16 protein-coding genes and 1 pseudogene are annotated in these 18,060 nt (G+C 59.1%); 7 read left to right on the top strand and 10 right to left on the bottom strand.

All coding sequences use genetic code 11. The features are described 5' to 3' along the window. Nucleotides 1-79: 79 nt before the first annotated feature. The gene (locus tag ABVN21_RS23930) at nucleotides 80-859 is read right to left on the bottom strand and encodes an exodeoxyribonuclease III (RefSeq protein ID WP_339552545.1); all 780 of its coding nucleotides are present in this window, start codon (nucleotides 857-859) and stop codon (nucleotides 80-82) included. 82 nt (nucleotides 860-941) lie between these two features. Here ABVN21_RS23930 and pyrE point away from each other — a divergent pair, with 82 nt between their 5' ends. Continuing rightward, nucleotides 942-1,586: an orotate phosphoribosyltransferase gene (pyrE, locus tag ABVN21_RS23935; RefSeq protein WP_034147724.1), complete on the top strand. Its 645-nt coding sequence runs from the start codon at nucleotides 942-944 to the stop codon at nucleotides 1,584-1,586. A 140-nt stretch (nucleotides 1,587-1,726) separates the two neighbouring features. Here the strand turns inward: pyrE and argB are convergent, their stop codons facing one another. The 4 genes and pseudogenes from argB to coaBC form a co-directional block, all read right to left on the bottom strand. Beyond that, a complete protein-coding gene (gene argB, locus ABVN21_RS23940; RefSeq protein ID WP_339552546.1) occupies nucleotides 1,727-2,632 on the bottom strand; it encodes an acetylglutamate kinase in 906 nt (301 codons plus the stop codon). A gap of 17 nt (nucleotides 2,633-2,649) precedes the next feature. Continuing rightward, nucleotides 2,650-4,050, bottom strand: a pseudogene (locus tag ABVN21_RS23945) (phosphomannomutase/phosphoglucomutase); the annotation flags it as partial. A 268-nt stretch (nucleotides 4,051-4,318) separates the two neighbouring features. After that, nucleotides 4,319-4,774, bottom strand: coding sequence for a dUTP diphosphatase (dut, locus tag ABVN21_RS23950; protein ID WP_338583876.1), 456 nt, complete (start codon nucleotides 4,772-4,774; stop codon nucleotides 4,319-4,321). A gap of 5 nt (nucleotides 4,775-4,779) precedes the next feature. Further along, nucleotides 4,780-5,988, bottom strand: a complete 1,209-nt coding sequence (gene coaBC / locus ABVN21_RS23955) for a bifunctional phosphopantothenoylcysteine decarboxylase/phosphopantothenate--cysteine ligase CoaBC (RefSeq protein WP_339552547.1) — start codon at nucleotides 5,986-5,988, stop codon at nucleotides 4,780-4,782. A gap of 135 nt (nucleotides 5,989-6,123) precedes the next feature. Here coaBC and radC point away from each other — a divergent pair, with 135 nt between their 5' ends. After that, the gene (radC, locus tag ABVN21_RS23960; protein ID WP_339552548.1) at nucleotides 6,124-6,798 is read left to right on the top strand and encodes a DNA repair protein RadC; all 675 of its coding nucleotides are present in this window, start codon (nucleotides 6,124-6,126) and stop codon (nucleotides 6,796-6,798) included. Between the two features lie 127 nt (nucleotides 6,799-6,925). On the opposite strand, the gene ABVN21_RS23965 is transcribed toward radC, so the two are convergent. Continuing rightward, nucleotides 6,926-8,512, bottom strand: a complete 1,587-nt coding sequence (locus ABVN21_RS23965) for an ABC transporter substrate-binding protein (RefSeq protein ID WP_339552549.1) — start codon at nucleotides 8,510-8,512, stop codon at nucleotides 6,926-6,928. Between the two features lie 446 nt (nucleotides 8,513-8,958). On the opposite strand from ABVN21_RS23965, the gene rpmB reads away from it, so the two are divergent. Next, on the top strand, nucleotides 8,959-9,192 hold the full coding sequence (rpmB, locus tag ABVN21_RS23970; RefSeq protein ID WP_034147715.1) for a 50S ribosomal protein L28: 234 nt from the start codon (nucleotides 8,959-8,961) through the stop codon (nucleotides 9,190-9,192). An 11-nt stretch (nucleotides 9,193-9,203) separates the two neighbouring features. Then, a complete protein-coding gene (gene rpmG / locus ABVN21_RS23975) occupies nucleotides 9,204-9,359 on the top strand; it encodes a 50S ribosomal protein L33 (RefSeq protein ID WP_007894709.1) in 156 nt (51 codons plus the stop codon). Between the two features lie 162 nt (nucleotides 9,360-9,521). Here the strand turns inward: rpmG and ABVN21_RS23980 are convergent, their stop codons facing one another. Continuing rightward, nucleotides 9,522-9,884 carry a cupin domain-containing protein gene (locus ABVN21_RS23980; protein ID WP_339552550.1) on the bottom strand — a complete coding sequence of 121 codons (363 nt, stop codon included), beginning with the start codon at nucleotides 9,882-9,884 and terminating at the stop codon, nucleotides 9,522-9,524. 235 nt (nucleotides 9,885-10,119) lie between these two features. On the opposite strand from ABVN21_RS23980, the gene ABVN21_RS23985 reads away from it, so the two are divergent. Together ABVN21_RS23985 and ABVN21_RS23990 are read left to right on the top strand one after the other, a co-directional pair. Further along, complete coding sequence (locus tag ABVN21_RS23985; RefSeq protein ID WP_339552551.1) at nucleotides 10,120-11,613, top strand: aldehyde dehydrogenase; 1,494 nt, start codon at nucleotides 10,120-10,122, stop codon at nucleotides 11,611-11,613. 186 nt (nucleotides 11,614-11,799) lie between these two features. After that, complete coding sequence (locus tag ABVN21_RS23990) at nucleotides 11,800-12,942, top strand: MFS transporter (protein ID WP_339552552.1); 1,143 nt, start codon at nucleotides 11,800-11,802, stop codon at nucleotides 12,940-12,942. A gap of 76 nt (nucleotides 12,943-13,018) precedes the next feature. Here ABVN21_RS23990 and ABVN21_RS23995 read toward each other — a convergent pair whose 3' ends face one another. Together ABVN21_RS23995 and ABVN21_RS24000 are read right to left on the bottom strand one after the other, a co-directional pair. Beyond that, on the bottom strand, nucleotides 13,019-14,587 hold the full coding sequence (locus ABVN21_RS23995; protein WP_339552553.1) for a phospholipase D family protein: 1,569 nt from the start codon (nucleotides 14,585-14,587) through the stop codon (nucleotides 13,019-13,021). Nucleotides 14,588-14,647: 60 nt separating this feature from the next. Further along, on the bottom strand, nucleotides 14,648-16,081 hold the full coding sequence (locus tag ABVN21_RS24000) for a PLP-dependent aminotransferase family protein (RefSeq protein ID WP_339552554.1): 1,434 nt from the start codon (nucleotides 16,079-16,081) through the stop codon (nucleotides 14,648-14,650). 179 nt (nucleotides 16,082-16,260) lie between these two features. Between ABVN21_RS24000 and ABVN21_RS24005 the strand changes: the two genes are divergently transcribed. Continuing rightward, nucleotides 16,261-16,506, top strand: a complete 246-nt coding sequence (locus ABVN21_RS24005) for a DUF1127 domain-containing protein (RefSeq protein WP_339552555.1) — start codon at nucleotides 16,261-16,263, stop codon at nucleotides 16,504-16,506. Nucleotides 16,507-16,607: 101 nt separating this feature from the next. On the opposite strand, the gene ABVN21_RS24010 is transcribed toward ABVN21_RS24005, so the two are convergent. Further along, nucleotides 16,608-17,921 (bottom strand): FAD-binding oxidoreductase, encoded by a 1,314-nt coding sequence (locus tag ABVN21_RS24010; RefSeq protein WP_339552556.1) that lies wholly within the window; start codon nucleotides 17,919-17,921, stop codon nucleotides 16,608-16,610. Between the last annotated feature and the right edge of the window lie 139 nt (nucleotides 17,922-18,060).

The following is an 18,060-nucleotide window of genomic DNA, read 5'->3' on the forward strand; positions in this document are numbered from 1 at the left end:
CCGCTCCTACAGAAAGCTGATCACTACGCACGAAAAAGCCGACCCTGAAGTCGGCTTTTTCGTATCTGCGAAACGACGCTTAGATTGTCAGCGTCCAGTCGTAGTCCACGATCAACGGCGCATGCTGCGAGAACCGTGGCTGACGTGGCAGGCGTGCGCTCCGTACAAAACGGCGCAACCCTGGCGTCAGAATCTGGTAATCGAAGCGCCAGCCGAGATTGAGCATCTCGGCCTGCTCGTTATCCGGCCACCAGCTGTACTGATCGCCTTCGCGACTGACTTCGCGCAGGGCATCGACATAACCCATATTGCCGACAATCTCGTCCATCCAGGTACGTTCAGGTGCCAGGAAGCCCGGGGATTGCTGGCTGTCGCGCCAGTTCTTGATATCCAGCTTCTGTTGCGCGACGTACAGCGAGCCACAATAAATGTACTCGCGACGTTTGCGCCGCTGTTTATCCAGATAACGGGCGAAGTCGTCCATTAGCTTGAACTTCTGGTTCAAGTCTTCATCGCCGTTCTGCCCCGAAGGGAGCAGCAAGGTCGCGATGCTGACCTTGTCGAAATCGGCTTGCAGGTAGCGCCCGTAGCGGTCGGCCGTCTCGAAACCGAGACCGCTGATGACAGCCTTCGGTTGCAGCCGCGAATACAAAGCCACGCCACCTTGGGCGGGAACTTCGGCATCGCAGGCATAAAGGAAGTATCCATCCAGTTGGAAGGCTGGATCGTCCAGTTCAAAGGCGGAGGCGCGGGTGTCCTGCAGGCAGATGACGTCGGCATTCTGTGCTTGCAGCCAACTGAGCAAACCACGCTCGACTGCAGCCTGAATACCATTGACGTTCACACTGATGATCCGCATAAATGGCCCCAAAAATCGCGTGCGTGTATGATACACGGCGTCAAGCTAATTAGCTAAATCCGTGGTATTTGGGGTTTTTTTCATGCAAGCGTATCAGCGCGATTTCATTCGTTTTGCCATCGATCGCGGCGTTTTGCGCTTCGGTGAGTTCACCCTGAAGTCCGGGCGCACCAGTCCATACTTCTTCAACGCCGGCCTGTTCAACTCGGGTTCCGCCCTGGCGCAGCTGGGGCGTTTCTACGCCGCAGCCATTGCCGAGAGCGGCATTTCGTTCGATGTGCTGTTCGGTCCGGCCTACAAGGGCATCCCTTTGGCGGCCACTACCGCCGTAGCGTTGGCCGAACATCACAACCGTGACCTGCCATGGTGCTTCAACCGCAAGGAAGCCAAGGCCCACGGCGAAGGCGGCAGCCTGGTAGGCGCTCCGTTGACCGGTGAAGTGTTGATCATCGACGACGTGATCACGGCGGGCACCGCCATTCGCGAAGTGATGCAGATCATCGCTTCCCAGGACGGCGCCAAGGCTGCAGGCGTGCTGATCGCCCTGAACCGCCAAGAGCGCGGCAATGGCGAATTGTCGGCGATCCAGGAAGTGGAACGCGACTTCGGCATTCCGGTGATCAGCATCGTTTCGCTGAACCAGGTGCTGGAATTCCTCGCAGACGATCCGCAGCTCAAGCAACATCTGCCGGCGGTTGAAGCCTACCGCGCCCAATTCGGCGTTTAACCTCTATTTCCTGTGGGGAGCTTGTGTGGTGAGGGAGCAAGCTCCCTCGCCACAAAAAAGCAGCTCTCCTTAGGGAGAACGGTGCAAAAAAAGACCCCGCTCAGCCAGGCTGAGCGGGGTCTTTTAGTACGCGCTATCGCTTAGTGACGCTTGCGGTTGCTGATCAGCGTGCCCACACCGGTATCGGTGAAGATTTCCAGCAGGATCGCGTTCGGTACGCGACCGTCGATAATCAGCGAGCTGCCCACGCCGCCCTGAACCGCTTCCAGCGCGCAACGGATCTTCGGCAGCATGCCGCCGTAGATCGTGCCGTCGGCGATCAGGTCGTCGACTTGCTGAGTGGTCAGGCCAGTCAGGACCGTGCCCGACTTGTCCATCAGGCCGGCAATGTTGGTGAGTAGCATCAACTTCTCGGCTTTCAGCGCTTCGGCGACTTTACCGGCCACCAAGTCAGCGTTGATGTTGTACGACTCACCGTTGGCGCCGACGCCGATTGGCGCGATCACCGGAATGAAATCGCCTTTGACCAGCAGGTTCAGCAAGTCGGTGTTGATACCGACCACTTCGCCAACGTGGCCGATGTCGATGATTTCCGGTTGCGTCATTTCCGGTGTCTGGCGGGTGACGGTGAGTTTTTTCGCACGAATCAGCTCAGCGTCTTTACCGGTCAGGCCGATGGCGCTGCCGCCGTGACGGTTGATCAGGTTCACGATGTCCTTGTTGACCTGACCGCCAAGCACCATTTCCACCACGTCCATGGTCGCGGCGTCGGTGACGCGCATGCCATCGACAAAATGGCTCTCGATCGACAGCCGCTTGAGCAGATCCCCGATTTGCGGGCCACCGCCGTGAACGACCACCGGGTTGATGCCTACGGCTTTCATCAGCACGATGTCGCGGGCGAAGCCGGTTTTCAGCTCCTCGCTTTCCATCGCGTTGCCGCCGTATTTGATCACCAGCGTCTTGCCGACATAGCGGCGAATGTAAGGCAGCGCTTCGGACAGGACCTTGGCGGTATTGGCGGCGGCATCGCGTTCGAGGGTCATTCAGGGCTCCGGGTGAATCAGAACGGTAGTTGGAGATCAGGTGCAACACGCTTCAACTGGACGCTGAAAACGTCCTTGATGCGCTGCAGTTCAGCCTCGTCATCGGCCTCGAAACGCAACACCAGCACCGGTGTGGTGTTGGAGGCGCGAACCAGGCCCCAGCCTTTGGCATAGTCGACTCGCACGCCGTCAATGGTGGTCAGGTCGGCGCCTTCGCCCCACTTCGCATCGTGCAGTGCATCAATGATGCTGAATTTGCTCTCTTCGGTCACATGGATATTGATTTCTGGCGTAGAAATATCGTTTGGGAAGGTCGCAAACAGCTCTTCCGCCGAAGATTTTTCCTTGCTGAGGATTTCCAGCAACCGCGCGGCGCTGTAGATGCCGTCGTCGAAACCGAACCAGCGCTCCTTGAAGAAGATGTGGCCGCTCATTTCGCCGGCCAACAGGGCGCCGGATTGTTTCATCTTCTTTTTGATCAACGAATGACCAGTCTTCCACATTAGCGGACGACCACCGTATTCCTTGATCAGCGGGATCAGGCGACGGGTGCATTTGACGTCGAAGATGATTTCCGCGTCCGGATTACGCGCCACCACGTCGCGGGCGAACAGCATCAGCAGGCGATCCGGGAAGACGATGCTGCCGGTGTTGGTCACCACGCCGACACGGTCGCCGTCGCCGTCGAAGGCCAGACCGATATCAGCGTTGGTTTCCTTGACCTTGGCGATCAGGTCGATGAGGTTTTCAGGCTTGCCCGGATCCGGGTGGTGGTTCGGGAAGTTGCCGTCGACTTCGCAGAACAGCGGGATGACTTCGCAGTTCAGCGCTTCGATCAGTTGCGGGGCGATCACGCCGGCGGCGCCATTACCGCAGTCCACGACAACTTTGAGGCGACGGGCCAGTTTGATGTCCTGGACGATTTCGGAGGTATAGCGGTCGAGGATTTCTACTTTGGTAATGCTGCCCTTGCCGCTGCTCAGGTTGTTGGTCTTGAGTCGGTCATGCAGGGCCTGAATCTGTTCGTTGGCCAAGGTGTCGCCAGCGATGACGATCTTGAAGCCGTTGTAGTTCGACGGGTTGTGGCTGCCGGTCAGCATCACGCCGGATTTGCCGGCCAGGATGTTGGCGGCGTAATACAGCGCCGGAGTCGGTACCAGGCCTACGTCGCTGACGTGGCAGCCGCTATCGGCCAGGCCTTGAATCAGTTGTTCCACCAACTCCGGGCCGGACAGGCGACCGTCACGGCCAACGGATACGTTTGGTTCATCCTGAGCCAGACTTTGGGCACCAATGGCGCGACCGAGCCAGTAAGCCGTTTCTGCGTTCAGAAATTCCGGGACGGTGCCGCGAATGTCGTAGGCGCGGAAAATGCTGTCAGGGAACTTGGGGGCAATTTTGCTCGGGGTGTTCATCGGGGGGAATACTCCATCTCGAAAGTGGCTGGACCTGTCTGCGATTTGCCCGGCAGGCTCAAACTGAAGGGTATGACGGCGTTTTCAACAGAGAGTTCGTGGTGCGAAAAGGCCACCCCAGCAATGTCAGCAGTTTTTTGACCGGTCAATACCTCGATTTTGTGGCGAGAGAGCTTGCCCCTGCTTGAGTGCGAAGCGCTCACAAAATTAGTGGGGCCGCTGCGCAGCCCAGCGGGAGCAAGCTCCCTCGCCACAATGAATCTCTATCGAATCAACGGGTGCCGGTATGGCCGAAACCGCCAGTGCCGCGCTCGGTTTCGACAAATTCTTCAACCATTTCGAAGTGAGCCTGCACGACGGGCACCAGCACCAGCTGCGCCAGGCGCTCACCAACCGGCATGGTGAATTCGGTCTGGCCACGGTTCCAGCAGGAAACCATCAACGGGCCCTGATAATCCGAGTCGATCAAGCCGACCAGGTTACCCAGCACGATGCCGTGCTTATGACCCATGCCGGAGCGCGGCAGAATCAGCGCCGCCAGGTTCGGATCGCCGATGTAAACAGACAGGCCGGTCGGGATCAGTACGGTTTCGCCCGGCTTAATGACGGTGTCCTTTTCCAGCATGGCGCGCAGATCGAGGCCGGCGGAGCCAGGCGTGGCGTACTGCGGCAGCGGAAATTCGGTACCGATGCGGGGGTCGAGGATCTTGGCTTGCAAAGCGTGCATGTAAATTAAACCTGGTTCAGACGTTCGGCGATAAAAGTGATCAGCTGGCGAGCAATCTTGCTCTTGCTGGTCTGGGCGAAAAGTGTGGCGTGAAGCTCGCGGTCGATCACGCTGCAGGCGTTCTCTTCGCTGTTGAAGCCAATGCTCGGGTTGGCGACGTCGTTGGCGACGATCAAATCGAGATTCTTGTCTTTCAACTTGCGGGCGGCGTAATCGAGCAGGTGTTCGGTTTCGGCGGCGAAACCAACACTGAACGGACGGTCGGGACGGGTGGCGATGCTGGCCAGGATATCCGGGTTGCGCACCATTTGTAGTAACAAGCCGTCACCGTTTGTAGGGTCTTTCTTGAGTTTCTGTGGTGCGACGACTTCCGGGCGGTAATCCGCAACCGCAGCCGAGGCGATGAACAGGTCGCACGGGATTGCGGACTCACACGCGGCGAGCATGTCGCGGGCGCTGACCACGTCGATGCGCGTGACACGATCCGGGGTTGGCAGGTGTACCGGGCCGCTGATCAGCGTGACGCGGGCGCCAGCCTCTATTGCGGCTTCGGCCAGGGCGAAGCCCATTTTGCCGGAGCTGTGGTTGGTGATGTAGCGCACCGGATCGATGTTTTCCTGGGTCGGGCCAGCGGTGATAACCACGTGCTTGCCGGTCAGGGCCTGACGCTTGAAACAATCGGCGGCGAGCTGTGCGAGGTCGGTGGCTTCGAGCATGCGCCCAAGACCTACATCGCCGCAGGCCTGGCTGCCGGAGGCTGGGCCGAAAACTTTCAGGTCACGGTTTTCGAGTGTTTGCAGGTTGGCCTGGGTGGCCGGGTCGCGCCACATCGCCTGGTTCATGGCCGGGGCAACGGCAACAACAGCGTCGGTGGCCAGTACCAGAGTGGTCAGCAAGTCATCGGCGATGCCTTGGGCCAGACGCGCGATCAGGTCCGCAGTGGCCGGGGCGATGAGTACCAGATCGGCCCATTTGGCCAATTCGATGTGCCCCATGGCGGCTTCGGCCGCAGGATCCAGCAAATCCAGGTGCACAGGGTGCCCGGACAGGGCTTGCATGGTCAGCGGGGTGATGAACTCGGCACCGCCACGGGTCATGACCACTCGCACTTCGGCGCCCTGGTCCATCAGCCGGCGGACCAGGTCGGCGCTCTTGTAGGCAGCGATGCCGCCGCCGACGCCCAGAACAATGCGTTTCCGATACAGCCGCTGCATAGGCCTGCCTTTCATTTCGTTGATGACTGCGTGGCGAAACCCCCTCCCCAGGAGTGAATTCGCCCGCAAAAAAGATGGGCTACGATATCACAGCGACCGCTACGGAACAGCGGCGCCCACAGACAGGGAGGTGCTATGAGTATTCGTGATTGGCCGGCGGCGGAGCGGCCGCGGGAGAAGTTGCTTGAAATGGGTTCGGCGAGTCTTTCCGATGCCGAATTGCTGGCGATTTTTCTACGAACCGGTGTGTCCGGCAAAAGTGCGGTGGACCTGGCACGGCATCTTCTGAACCAATTTGGCAGCCTGCGCTCGCTGCTGGAGGCAGATCAGTTGACGTTCAGCAGGCATTTGGGGCTGGGACCAGCGAAGTTCGCTCAATTGCAGGCTGTACTGGAGATGGGGCGGCGGCATCTGGCTGAACGCTTGCGCCACAAATCGGTGCTGGAAAACCCGCACGCGGTTCGTGAATACCTGAAGTCGATGCTGCGTCACGAGCCTCATGAGGTGTTCGGCTGTCTGTTTCTGGATTCCAGGCATCAGGTGCTGACGTTTGAGGCGCTGTTCCGCGGCTCCATTGATAACACGAGCGTGCATCCGCGCGAGGTGGTCAAGCGTGCGCTGGCGCATAACGCAGCGGCGTTGATCCTTTGTCACAACCACCCATCGGGCAATACCGATCCCAGTCAAGCCGACAGGGTGCTGACCAAGCGTCTGCAAAAGGCGCTTGAGCTGATCGATGTGCGGGTACTCGACCATTTCATCATCGGGGATGGCGATCCGTTGTCGATGGCGGAGTATGGGTGGATGTGATGCGGCTAACGCGAACGCCTTAGGAGCCGGCTTGCTGGCGATGGCGGCGTTTCAGTCAACTTATTCGGTGACTGGGCGGACGCTATCGCCAGCAAGCCGGCTCCTACGGGGGTTGTGTCGCGGCGGATTACTTGATGTTGACCTTCGAGTAATCCTGCCGGCCAAACGGGCTGACCGAATAACCCTCGACATCCTTGCGTGTCAGGGCGAACGCGGTCGGGTGGGCCAGTGGCAGCCATAGCGCTTGCTGCTGGATCTGCGCCTGAGCCTGCTCGTAGAGCTTGGTGCGCACACCTTGCTCGCCCGTGGTTTTGCCGGCGCTGATCAGCTTGTCCAGGTCCTGGTTGCAGTAGCGGGCGAAGTTGGTGCCGGATTTGACCGCGGCGCAGGAAAACTGCGGCGTGAGGAAGTTGTCCGGGTCACCGTTGTCACCGGCCCAGCCCATGAACAGCAGGTCGTGTTCGCCAGCTTTGGCACGACGGATCAGCTCGCCCCATTCAATGACGCGAATCTCGGCCTGAATGCCGATTTCAGCGAGGTCGGACTGAAGCAGTTGAGCGCCGAGACTCGGGTTCGGGTTCAGCAAGCTGCCTGACGGACGAGTCCATATCGTCGTCTGGAAACCGTCCTTGAGCCCGGCTTTAGCCATTAAAGCTTTGGCTTTCTCGACATCATGGGGATAGCCCGGCAGGTTTTTCGCGTAGCTCCAGGTGTTGGGTGGGTAAGGGCCGTTCGCCGCTTCGGCGGTGTCCTCGAACACGGCTTTGACGTAGTTGGCCTTGTCGAAGGCGAGGTTGATCGCCTGGCGGACTTCCGGTTTATCCAGCGGCGGATGCTGACTGTTGATGCCGACGAATGCGGTCATGAAGGCGTCAGTCTTTTCCACTTTCAGGGTCGGTTCTTTCAGCGCAGCTTGTACGTCCAGAGGCTTGGGCGACAGGGCGATCTGGCATTCGTTGCGGCGCAGCTTCTGCAAGCGCACGTTGGCGTCCGGGGTGATGGCGAAGATCAGCGGGTCCACTGACGGCTTGCCGCCGAAGTAGTCCGGGTTGGCTTTGTAACGGACCGAGGCGTCTTTCTGGAATCGGGTGAAGACGAACGGGCCAGTGCCGATGGGTTGGTTGTTAAGCTTCTCCGGGGTGCCAGCCTTGAGCAGTTTGTCGGCGTATTCAGCCGAGTAGATCGAGGCGAAACCCATGCTCAGGGTCGCGAGGAAGGTCGAGTCCGGATGATCTAATGTGAAGCGTATGGTCAGCGGGTCGAGAGCGTCGATCTTCTTTATCAGCGCCGGCAATTGCATCGATTGCGCATGCGGGAAACCGCTCTGGGCGACTTTGTGCCACGGGTTGGCCGGGTCGAGCATGCGGTCGAAGCTGAATTTGACGTCTTCGGCGGTCAACTCGCGGGTGGGAGTGAAATAGTCGGTGCGGTGAAATTTCACCTGCGGATGCAGCTTGAACACGTAGATCAACCCGTCGGGGCTGACTTCCCAACTGTCCGCGAGGCTGGCGACCACTTTGCCGCTGGCGGTATCGAAATCCACCAGGCGATTCATCAGCACATCGGCCGAGGCGTTGGTAGTGGTCAGCGAGTTGTATTGCACCACGTCGAACCCTTCCGGGCTGGCCTCGGTGCAGACGCTCAGGGCAGCGGCGAAGGCCTGTGGGCTCAGCAGAAGCGGGGCGAGCAACAGCGGTAGGGCAGCGAGGCGCATGGTCGGATTCCTTTACAGATCGAAGGCCCATCTGCAAGTGCAGTCTGGAAAAGGCTTACCCTAGTGGGCTCGATTGCAAATGACTATCCCCTTTTTCATTTTGAGGGGAGTATAGGCCACTGATTTGAGTGAGCCTTGATTGAGAAAACCCTGGGATCGGCGTGTTGAGCGTTTCTCTGCGACGAGTGGTCGAAATCGATGACAGCCTTTATCTAAAGCGCTTGGCGCCGGAAAAGTGGGGTTTTTATCCATTCAAGGCACAGCGAATGTTGTTGCTCTCCAGTCTTTCTGGTATAAAGCAGCGCTCTTTTCTAGGGGCCCGGTTCCTTCACTGTAGGTGTAGCCGGTAAGACCTCTAAAGAAACGCGGCGCCTGGCGCCAAATGACTGAGAGATTAAGCGGCCAACCCATGCCGGGTTGGGCATGTGGTTTTAGAGGGCTGAGGCATGTCTAGAGTATGTCAAGTTACCGGTAAGGGTCCGGTAACTGGGAATAACATTTCCCACGCAAACAACAAAACCCGTCGTCGTTTCCTGCCGAACCTGCAGCATCACCGCTTCTGGGTTGAAGAAGAGAAACGTTTCGTGCGTCTGCGCGTATCTGCCAAAGGCATGCGTATTATCGACAAGCGCGGCATCACTGCCGTTCTGGCCGAAATCCGCAAAGCCGGCAAGATCTAAGGGAGCTAATCATGCGTGAATTGATTCGTTTGATTTCGAGCGCCGGTACTGGTCACTTCTACACTACCGACAAGAACAAGCGTACTACCCCGGACAAAATCGAGATCAAGAAATTTGATCCGGTTGTTCGCAAGCACGTGATCTACAAAGAAGGCAAAATCAAGTAATTGATTTTTCCCTCTTACGAAAAAGGCCCGTATCGCGAGATACGGGCCTTTTTTGTTGCCTGGATTTTGTGGTGTCTGTCAGTACTTTTTCGAGAGCAAACCAACAGATCTCTGTAGACGCAATCTTGCTCGCGATGAGGCCAGTCCAGACAACCTAAAACCTCAGGCCTTCTGCTCAAACGCCACATAGATCTTGCGGCAAGGTTCCAGCACTTCCCAGGTGCCCCGGAACCCGGCGGGAATCACAAAGCGATCGCCCGCCCGCACGGTTTTGCTATTGCCGTCGTTGTCACGGAGCACGGATACACCCTGAACAATTTCGCAGTATTCATGTTCGGTGAAATTCACCAGCCATTGGCCGACAGCACCTTCCCAGACGCCAGCATTCAATTGACCGCAAGGGCTGTTGAAGTGGTTGTACACCACTTGTTCGGGATCACCCTTGAGGACTTTGGCCGGGTCTGGACGGTAGCGCTCGGCCTCGGTGGTGGCCTGGCTGAAGTCGACGATGTTTTGGATGCTCATTGTTGTAAATCCCCCGTGATTGCGACGCGAGTGGTTGAAAGTCCCAAAGTCTATGTTTATTAAAATGAACATCGCAAGGCCGTTTGCCGGCGTTATGTCAAATATATTGAAACTTCATGTGCGGCTGGTTTAGGGTGGCGGATGCCTTGGGCCGAAAAGCAGGCTGGCAGGGCAGAATTCCTGACAGCGCCCGCGAAGATCGCGGGTGTCGTATCAATAAGAGGAGGACACTCGCATGACCACCCTGACCCGTGCCGACTGGGAACAACGCGCCAAAGACCTGAAAATCGAAGGCCGCGCCTACATCAATGGCGAATACACCGACGCCGTCTCCGCCGAGACCTTCGAGTGCATCAGCCCTGTCGATGGTCGCCTGCTGGGCAAGATCGCCAGCTGTGATGCCGCCGATGCCCAGCGCGCTGTTGAAAACGCCCGCGCCACCTTCAATTCCGGCGTGTGGTCGCGCCTGGCGCCGACCAAACGCAAAGCCACCATGATTCGTTTTGCCGGCCTGCTGAAGCAGCACGCCGAAGAGCTGGCGCTGCTTGAAACCCTGGACATGGGCAAGCCGATCAGCGACTCCCTGTACATCGACGTTCCCGGCGCGGCGCAAGCCCTGAGCTGGAGCGGCGAAGCCATCGACAAGATCTACGACGAAGTGGCGGCTACCCCGCACGATCAACTGGGTCTCGTCACTCGCGAGCCGGTCGGCGTGGTTGGCGCCATCGTGCCGTGGAACTTCCCGCTGATGATGGCTTGCTGGAAACTCGGCCCGGCGCTGTCCACCGGTAACTCGGTGATCCTCAAGCCGTCGGAAAAATCGCCACTGACCGCCATCCGCATCGCGGCGCTAGCCGTCGAAGCCGGCATCCCGAAAGGCGTGCTCAACGTGCTGCCGGGTTACGGTCACACCGTCGGCAAGGCCCTGGCTCTGCATAACGATGTCGACACCCTGGTGTTCACCGGATCGACCAAGATCGCCAAGCAACTGCTGATTTACTCCGGCGAATCGAACATGAAGCGCGTCTGGCTCGAAGCCGGCGGTAAGAGCCCGAACATCGTGTTCGCCGATGCGCCGAACCTGCAAGAAGCTGCCGAGGCCGCTGCCGGTGCTATCGCCTTCAACCAGGGTGAGGTCTGCACCGCCGGTTCTCGCCTGTTGGTGGAGCGTTCGATCAAGGACAAATTCCTGCCATTGGTGATCGAGGCGCTGAAAGCCTGGAAGCCAGGCAACCCGCTGGATCCGGCGACCAACGTCGGTGCGCTGGTGGACACTCAGCAGATGAACACCGTGCTGTCCTACATCGAATCGGGTCACAACGACGGCGCCAAACTGGTCGCGGGCGGCAAGCGTATCCTTCAGGAAACCGGCGGCACGTATGTGGAACCGACAATTTTCGACGGTGTGAGCAATGCGATGAAAATCGCCCAGGAAGAAATCTTCGGCCCAGTGTTGTCGGTGATCACTTTCGACAGCGCTGAAGAAGCCGTCGCAATTGCCAACGACACACCGTACGGCCTTGCCGCTGCGGTGTGGACTTCGGACATCTCCAAAGCTCATCTGACTGCCCGTGCACTGCGTGCCGGTAGCGTGTGGGTCAACCAGTACGACGGCGGCGACATGACGGCACCGTTCGGTGGCTTCAAGCAGTCCGGCAACGGTCGCGACAAGTCGCTGCACGCGTTCGACAAGTACACCGAGCTGAAGGCGACCTGGATCAAGCTGTAAGTCAGTAAAGGGGGCCTGATTTAGGTCAGGTCTCCCGAACGACACAAATCCCCTGTGGGAGCGAGCCTGCTCGCGATTGCGGTATGACAGTCGACGTCATTGTTGAATGTTGCTCCGTCATCGCGAGCAGGCTCGCTCCCACAGTGTTTTGTGCAGTCCATAAAAATATCCACAGGAGCGTGGAACATGCGTTGGGCGACGTATTTTGCCGTGTTGGCGTCTGTCTTGAGTGTTGGCTTGGCCCTGGGTGTCAGCATGCCGCTGGTGTCGTTTCGGCTGGAGAGTTGGGGCTATGGCTCGTTTGCCATCGGTGTAATGGCGGCAATGCCGGCAATTGGTGTCCTGTTGGGGGCGAAAATTTCCAGCCATCTGGCGGCGCGTCTCGGCACGGCCAATCTGATGCGCCTGTGCCTGTGGGCCGGGGCGGTGTCCATCGGGTTGTTGGCGCTGTTGCCAAGTTATCCGATCTGGCTGGTTCTGCGGCTGATGATCGGGGTGATCCTGACCCTCGTCTTCATCATCGGTGAAAGCTGGATCAACCAATTGGTGGTCGAGGAGTGGCGCGGGCGGCTGGTGGCGCTGTATGGCAGCAGTTATGCGCTGAGTCAGTTGGCCGGGCCGGTGTTGCTGGGCTTCATTGGCACCGAACACGATTACGGCTTTTGGGTCGGCGTTGGCTTGCTGATGGCTGCACCGTTTCTGTTGCTGGGCCGCAGCGGTGCGCCGAGCAGCGAGGCCAGCAGCGTGACCTTCAGGGATTTGCTCGGGTTCTGCCGTGGCCTGCCGGCGATTGCCTGGGCGGTGTCGTTGTTTGCCGCGTTCGAAGCGATGATCCTGACGCTGTTGCCGGTTTACTGCCTGCGCCAGGGTTTCACCACGGAAATCGCCCTGGCAATGGTCAGTACGGTGGTGGTCGGTGATGCGGTGCTCCAATTGCCGATCGGTGCGCTGGCGGATCGCGTGTCGCGGCGTACGTTGTTCACGGGTTGCGCGGTGGTGCTGCTGGTGTCGAGCCTGGCGATCCCGATGCTGATCGACACACTGTTGATCTGGCCGTTGTGGGTATTGTTCGGCGCCAGTGCCGGCGGATTGTTTACCTTGTCGCTGATTCTGATCGGCGAGCGCTATCGCGATGACGCGCTGGTCCGGGCCAATGCGCATATCGCGCAATTGTGGGGGATTGGTTGTTTGCTTGGGCCGTTGCTGGCAGGTGCAGGCAGTCAGTGGGTCAGCGGGCATGCGTTGCCGTGGCTGATGGCGGTGGGAGCGTTGGGTGTGCTGATCGTGGTTTCGCGTCAGGGGGCGTTTGGCAGCGTGCAGCCGGCATAGAGCGTCCAAAGATCAGATGATCGCAGTCTTCGGCAGCTCCTGCAGGGAGCGCGTTTCAACTGTAGGCTGCGATCTTTTACAGCATCCGTTCCAATCCCACCGTGTTGCTCAGCCACGCATTGAAGCGCCGCCACCAACTGCCAGGCTCCTTGGTCAGGGTGTGTATTTTGCCGTCATCTTCGGTGACCCAGACGACCTGCTCATTTTCCAGTTTTACCTGATAACTCAGGGGCGGGGCCATGCCCTGCAGCGCCAGTTCGCGGACGCGGGCTGCGAGTTCCGGGCTGTCAACCAGCACCCCGACTTCGGTGTTCCACAGCACCGAGCGCGGGTCGAAGTTGAATGAGCCGATGAAGGCTTTCTGTTGGTCGAAGACGATGGCCTTGCTGTGCAGGCTGGAGTCGGAATCGCCGTATGACTTGCTGGAAAACAGGCGGGGTCCGCTACCACTGCTGTCGCCGGGCTGGCGACGCAGCTCGAAGAGTTGCACGCCATGCTCCAGCAGCGCCTTGCGATACGGTGCGTAGCCGCCATGCACCGCCGGTACATCTGTGGCTTCCAGGGCATTGGTCAGCAACCGTACCGACACACCGGCGTCGGCGCGCCCGGTCAGGTAGACCAGTCCCGGAGGGCCGGGAACAAAATAAGCCGAGATCATCACCAGCTCTTTGTTGACGCCATTGAGTGCGGGCGCCAACTGAGTGGTCAGCAGCAACTGGGGGTCTGGCTCGCCATCGGCCAGCACCTTGCTCGGCGCATCCCACAGCGCCTGATTCCAGGCCCAGATCAGCTCCTTGCGCCAAATATCCAGGCGCGGCTGCGTGGCGAAAGTCATCAGTTGCTGATAAAGCGCGTGGTTCTGTTTGCGGGATTCTTCCAGGGATTGTTCCAGCCGGGTCCGGGTGTTTTGCAGATCCTCTGCAGTCGGTTTGCTGGAGACGAATTCATCGATCGGCTTGCTCAGGGCGCTGTTCCAGTATTGATCGAAACTGTGGCCCAACTGCTCGGCGACCGGCCCGACGCCCAGCATGTCGATGTCAGTGAAATTCAGCTTGGGTTCGGCATCGAAATATTCGTCCCCCAGATTGCGCCCACCGACAATCGCCATGCTGCTGTCGGCCAGCCACAACTTGTTGTGCATGCGCCGATGTTGCTGCGACAGGTTGAACAAGCGACCCATAGTGCGCGTCAAGCCAGTGCTGCGGCCCAGGTTCAACGGGTTGAATAAGCGAATCTGGATTTGCGGATGCGCTGCCAGGGTGGCGATGGTTTGGTCCAGGCCATCACTGGTGGTGTCATCGAGCAGAATGCGGATGCGCACGCCACGGTCGGCGGCCTTGAGCAACTCATCCACCAGCATCCGCGTACTGATACCGTCGTGCACGATGTAGTACTGCAAGTCGAGGCTGCTCTGGGCGTTGCGGATCAGCTCGGCGCGGGCGGTGAACGCCTCGGTGCTGTCGGACAGCAGGCGAAAGCCGGATTGCCCCTGGTGCGGTGCCGCCTGGGCTTGCACCGAGCGGCCGAATGCGGAGTCACTCGCCGGCAACGCCTGGCTCGATCCGCGCTGCAAATCGAAATTGGCGCAGCCGTTCAGAAACGAGGCAAATATCACAAGAGCAAGCAGGGGCAGTCTGACTCTCACGTAGGATCGTTCCGATTGGCGGCAGGAGATGGCATATGGACGCTGGTATCCCGAGAAAGATCAGTCGCGGAGTTGATCGTTTTCCGCCAACAGTCTGATGGCTTCGGCACCGACCTTGCGCACAGCTTCTTCGATCTGCGCTGTCGGTTTGGCAGCGTAGTTCATGCGCAGGCAATTGCGGTATTTGCCCGAGGGGGAAAAGATACTGCCCACGGCAATCTGTACGCCCTGATCGTGCAAGGCACGATTCAGTTTCAAGGTGTCGAAGCTTTCCGGCAGTTCGACCCACAGCATAAAGCTGCCTTGTGGGCGGCTGGCGCGGGTGCCGGCCGGAAAGTAGCGGCTGACCCAATCGATCATCAGGTCGCGATTGCGCTGGTATTGCGTGCGCATCCGCCGTAAATGAGGCTCGAAGTGCCCGCCCTTGAGAAATTCCGCGATAGCGATCTGCGGTTGTGGTGCGGTAGAGCCGGTGCTGATGTATTTCATGTGCAGCACGCGCTCCAGATAGCGACCCGGCGCGACCCAGCCAATGCGCAGGCCGGGGGCCAGGGTTTTGGAGAACGAACTGCAGAGCAGGACGCGGCCGTCTTCGTCGAAGGATTTGATCGTGCGCGGACGTGGGTAGCTATAAGACAGTTCGCCATACACATCGTCCTCAATGATCGCCACGTCGAAGCGCTGTGCGAGCGTCAATAACGCGCGTTTGCGTGACTCCGGCATGATGTAGCCCAGCGGGTTGTTGCAGTTGGGCGTCAACTGTATGGCCTTGATCGGCCACTGTTCCAAAGCCATTTCCAGCGCATCCAGACTGATCCCGGTGAGCGGGTCGGTGGGAATCTCCAGGGCTTTCATGCCCAGGCCCTTGAGCGTCTGCATGGCGCCGTGAAAGCTTGGCGAATCAACCGCGACGATGTCTCCCGGCTCGCAAATCGAGCGGATGCTGGTGGACAGCGCTTCATGGCAACCGGTCGTCACCACCAGATCACCGGGGCTTAGCTGGCAGCCGGAATCGAGCATGAGCCGGGCGATTTGTTCGCGCAGTTCGAGGTTGCCGTGGATGTTGTCGTAATACAGGCCGGGCATGTCTTGCCGCCGACTGAGTTGCGCCAGGCCGCGCAGCAGCGGTTTGAGGGTTGGCGTGGTGATGTCCGGCATGCCACGACCCAGTTGCACGACATCCTTGCGTGGCACGGCTCGGATTAGCTCCAGCACTTGCTCCCATTGCGAAATCTCCACCGGACGCTGGGCCGGGCGACTGATGGCCGGTAAATCGGGCAGGTCGCGACTGGCCGGCACGAAATACCCGGACTTGGGTTTCGGCGTGGCCAGCCCATTGTCTTCAAGCAAGCGGTAAGCCTGCTGCACTGTGCTCAGGCTCACGCCGTGTTCAATGCTGAGCGCCCGCACCGACGGCAGCCGATCACCCGGGCGATAGAAGCCCTGTTCGATACGCGTGCCGAGCAATTCGGCGAGGTTCACATAAAGGGTCATGGCACTGCCTCGGCGCGGGTGATTCGGTTAACCAGTACAGATATGACAAAAAATGACAATTCAGAGTCTCGAACGGCAATTCTGTATTGAAATAATACAGTGGCGTTGAATCTGTAATGCTTTTGCTCGCCAACGCATCATGGAATCTCTGGCTACCCAAGTAAACAGGAGCATTAAAAATGAACGGCTTGAGCGATGTGCGGCTGACGTTACACAGTCAGGAACTGGCGGCAGGGCAAAATTACGGCGCACGCGAGGCGCATATGCGCAAAGCACCGTCCAGCCTGAATCGCTGGGATCTGTTCTGGCGTCGTCTGCACACACGCAAGGCGTTGCTGGAGTTGACACCGGAACAGCTCAAGGACATAGGGCTGACGCGTGAACAGGCGCGGGAGGAGGGGCTCAAGCCTTTCTGGCGGGTCTGATTTTTGTGGCGTTTGTTCGGTCCAATCGCTGGCAGGCCAGCTCCTACAGAATTCGCATACTCTTGTAGGCGCTGGCTTTGCCAGTGATGGCAACAACGTGGTCAAACCAACTCTTTAAGCCGATGCCACAACATCCCCAATGCCAACAACGGCGAGCGCAAGTGCTTGCCGCCGGGGAAGGTGATATGTGGCACCTGGGCGAACAGATCGAAGCCACCACTGTGCTGTCCGCTGATTGCTTCGGCCAGCAGCTTGCCCGCCAGATGCGTAGCATTCACCCCGTGACCGGAATAAGCCTGGGCGTAATACACGTTCGGCTGGTCCTTGAGCCGGCCGATCTGCGGCAAGCGATTGGCGCCGATGCCGATCATGCCGCCCCACTGATAATCGATCTTTACGCTGGCCAGTTGCGGGAATACGTCCAGCATCTTCGGTCGCATGTAGGCCGCGATGTCTTTCGGGTCGCGCCCCGAGTAATGGCAGGCGCCGCCGAACAGCAGACGCCGATCCGCCGAGAGCCGATAGTAATCCAGCGCGACCCGTTGATCGCAGACCGCCATGTTCTGCGGCAGCAGTGCGTGGGCCAGCTCTTCGCTCAAAGGCTCAGTGGCGATGATGTAGCTGCCGGCGGGCAGTACTTTGCCGCTGAGTTCGGGGTTGAGTTCGTTGAGATAGGCGTTACAGCCCAGCACAAGTGTCTTGGCACGGACCGAGCCTTGAGCGGTATGCACCTTGATCTCAGGACCGTAGGCGATGCGCGTAACGACCGACTTTTCGTACAGCTTCACGCCCAATTGCTGTGCGGCGGCGGCTTCGCCCAGCGCCAGGTTCAGCGGGTGCAGATGCCCGGAGCCCATGTCGATCAGGCCGCCGACATAGCGGTCGGAGCCGACCACGGTGCGCATTTCATCGGGTTGCAGCAGTCGGGTTTCGTAGCGGTAGCCGAGGTTGCGCAGTTCTTCGGCGTCTTCGGCGAAACCTTCAAGATCGCGAGGTTTGTTGGCCAGGTCGCAGTAACCCCAGGTCAGGTCGCAGGGGATCTGAAAACGTTCGACGCGCTGTCGGACGATTTCCACTGCTTCCAGACCCATAAGTTTCATCTGACGCACGCCGTCGACACCGATGACGTTGGCGAACTGATCGAGGCCGTGACCGACCCCGCGAATCAACTGCCCACCGTTGCGGCCGCTGGCGCCCCAACCGATCTTGTGGGCTTCGAGCAGCACCACGCTCAAACCACGTTCGGCCAGTTCAAGCGCGGTGTTCAACCCCGAAAACCCGCCTCCGACCACGCACACGTCGGCCAGCACTTCGCCTTGCATTGCAGGGTATTCCGGTTGCGGCAGGCTGCTGGCCGCGTAGTAAGAAGCAGTGTGCTGATGGCTCGGGACAGGCTGTTGGGCACGAACATTCATGCGCGAGATCCTGATTCTTGCGTTTAGAAAATTTGACGGAGCATAAGCCGGACTTTCCCGGGCGGGCAACATTGGTCGGTTGTTGCTGTCTGGATCCGGGATTTTGCGTCAGAATCCCGCTCTATTTCGTTATTGGCCA

Source organism: Pseudomonas sp. MYb327 (genome assembly GCF_040438925.1).
Classification (GTDB): domain Bacteria; phylum Pseudomonadota; class Gammaproteobacteria; order Pseudomonadales; family Pseudomonadaceae; genus Aquipseudomonas.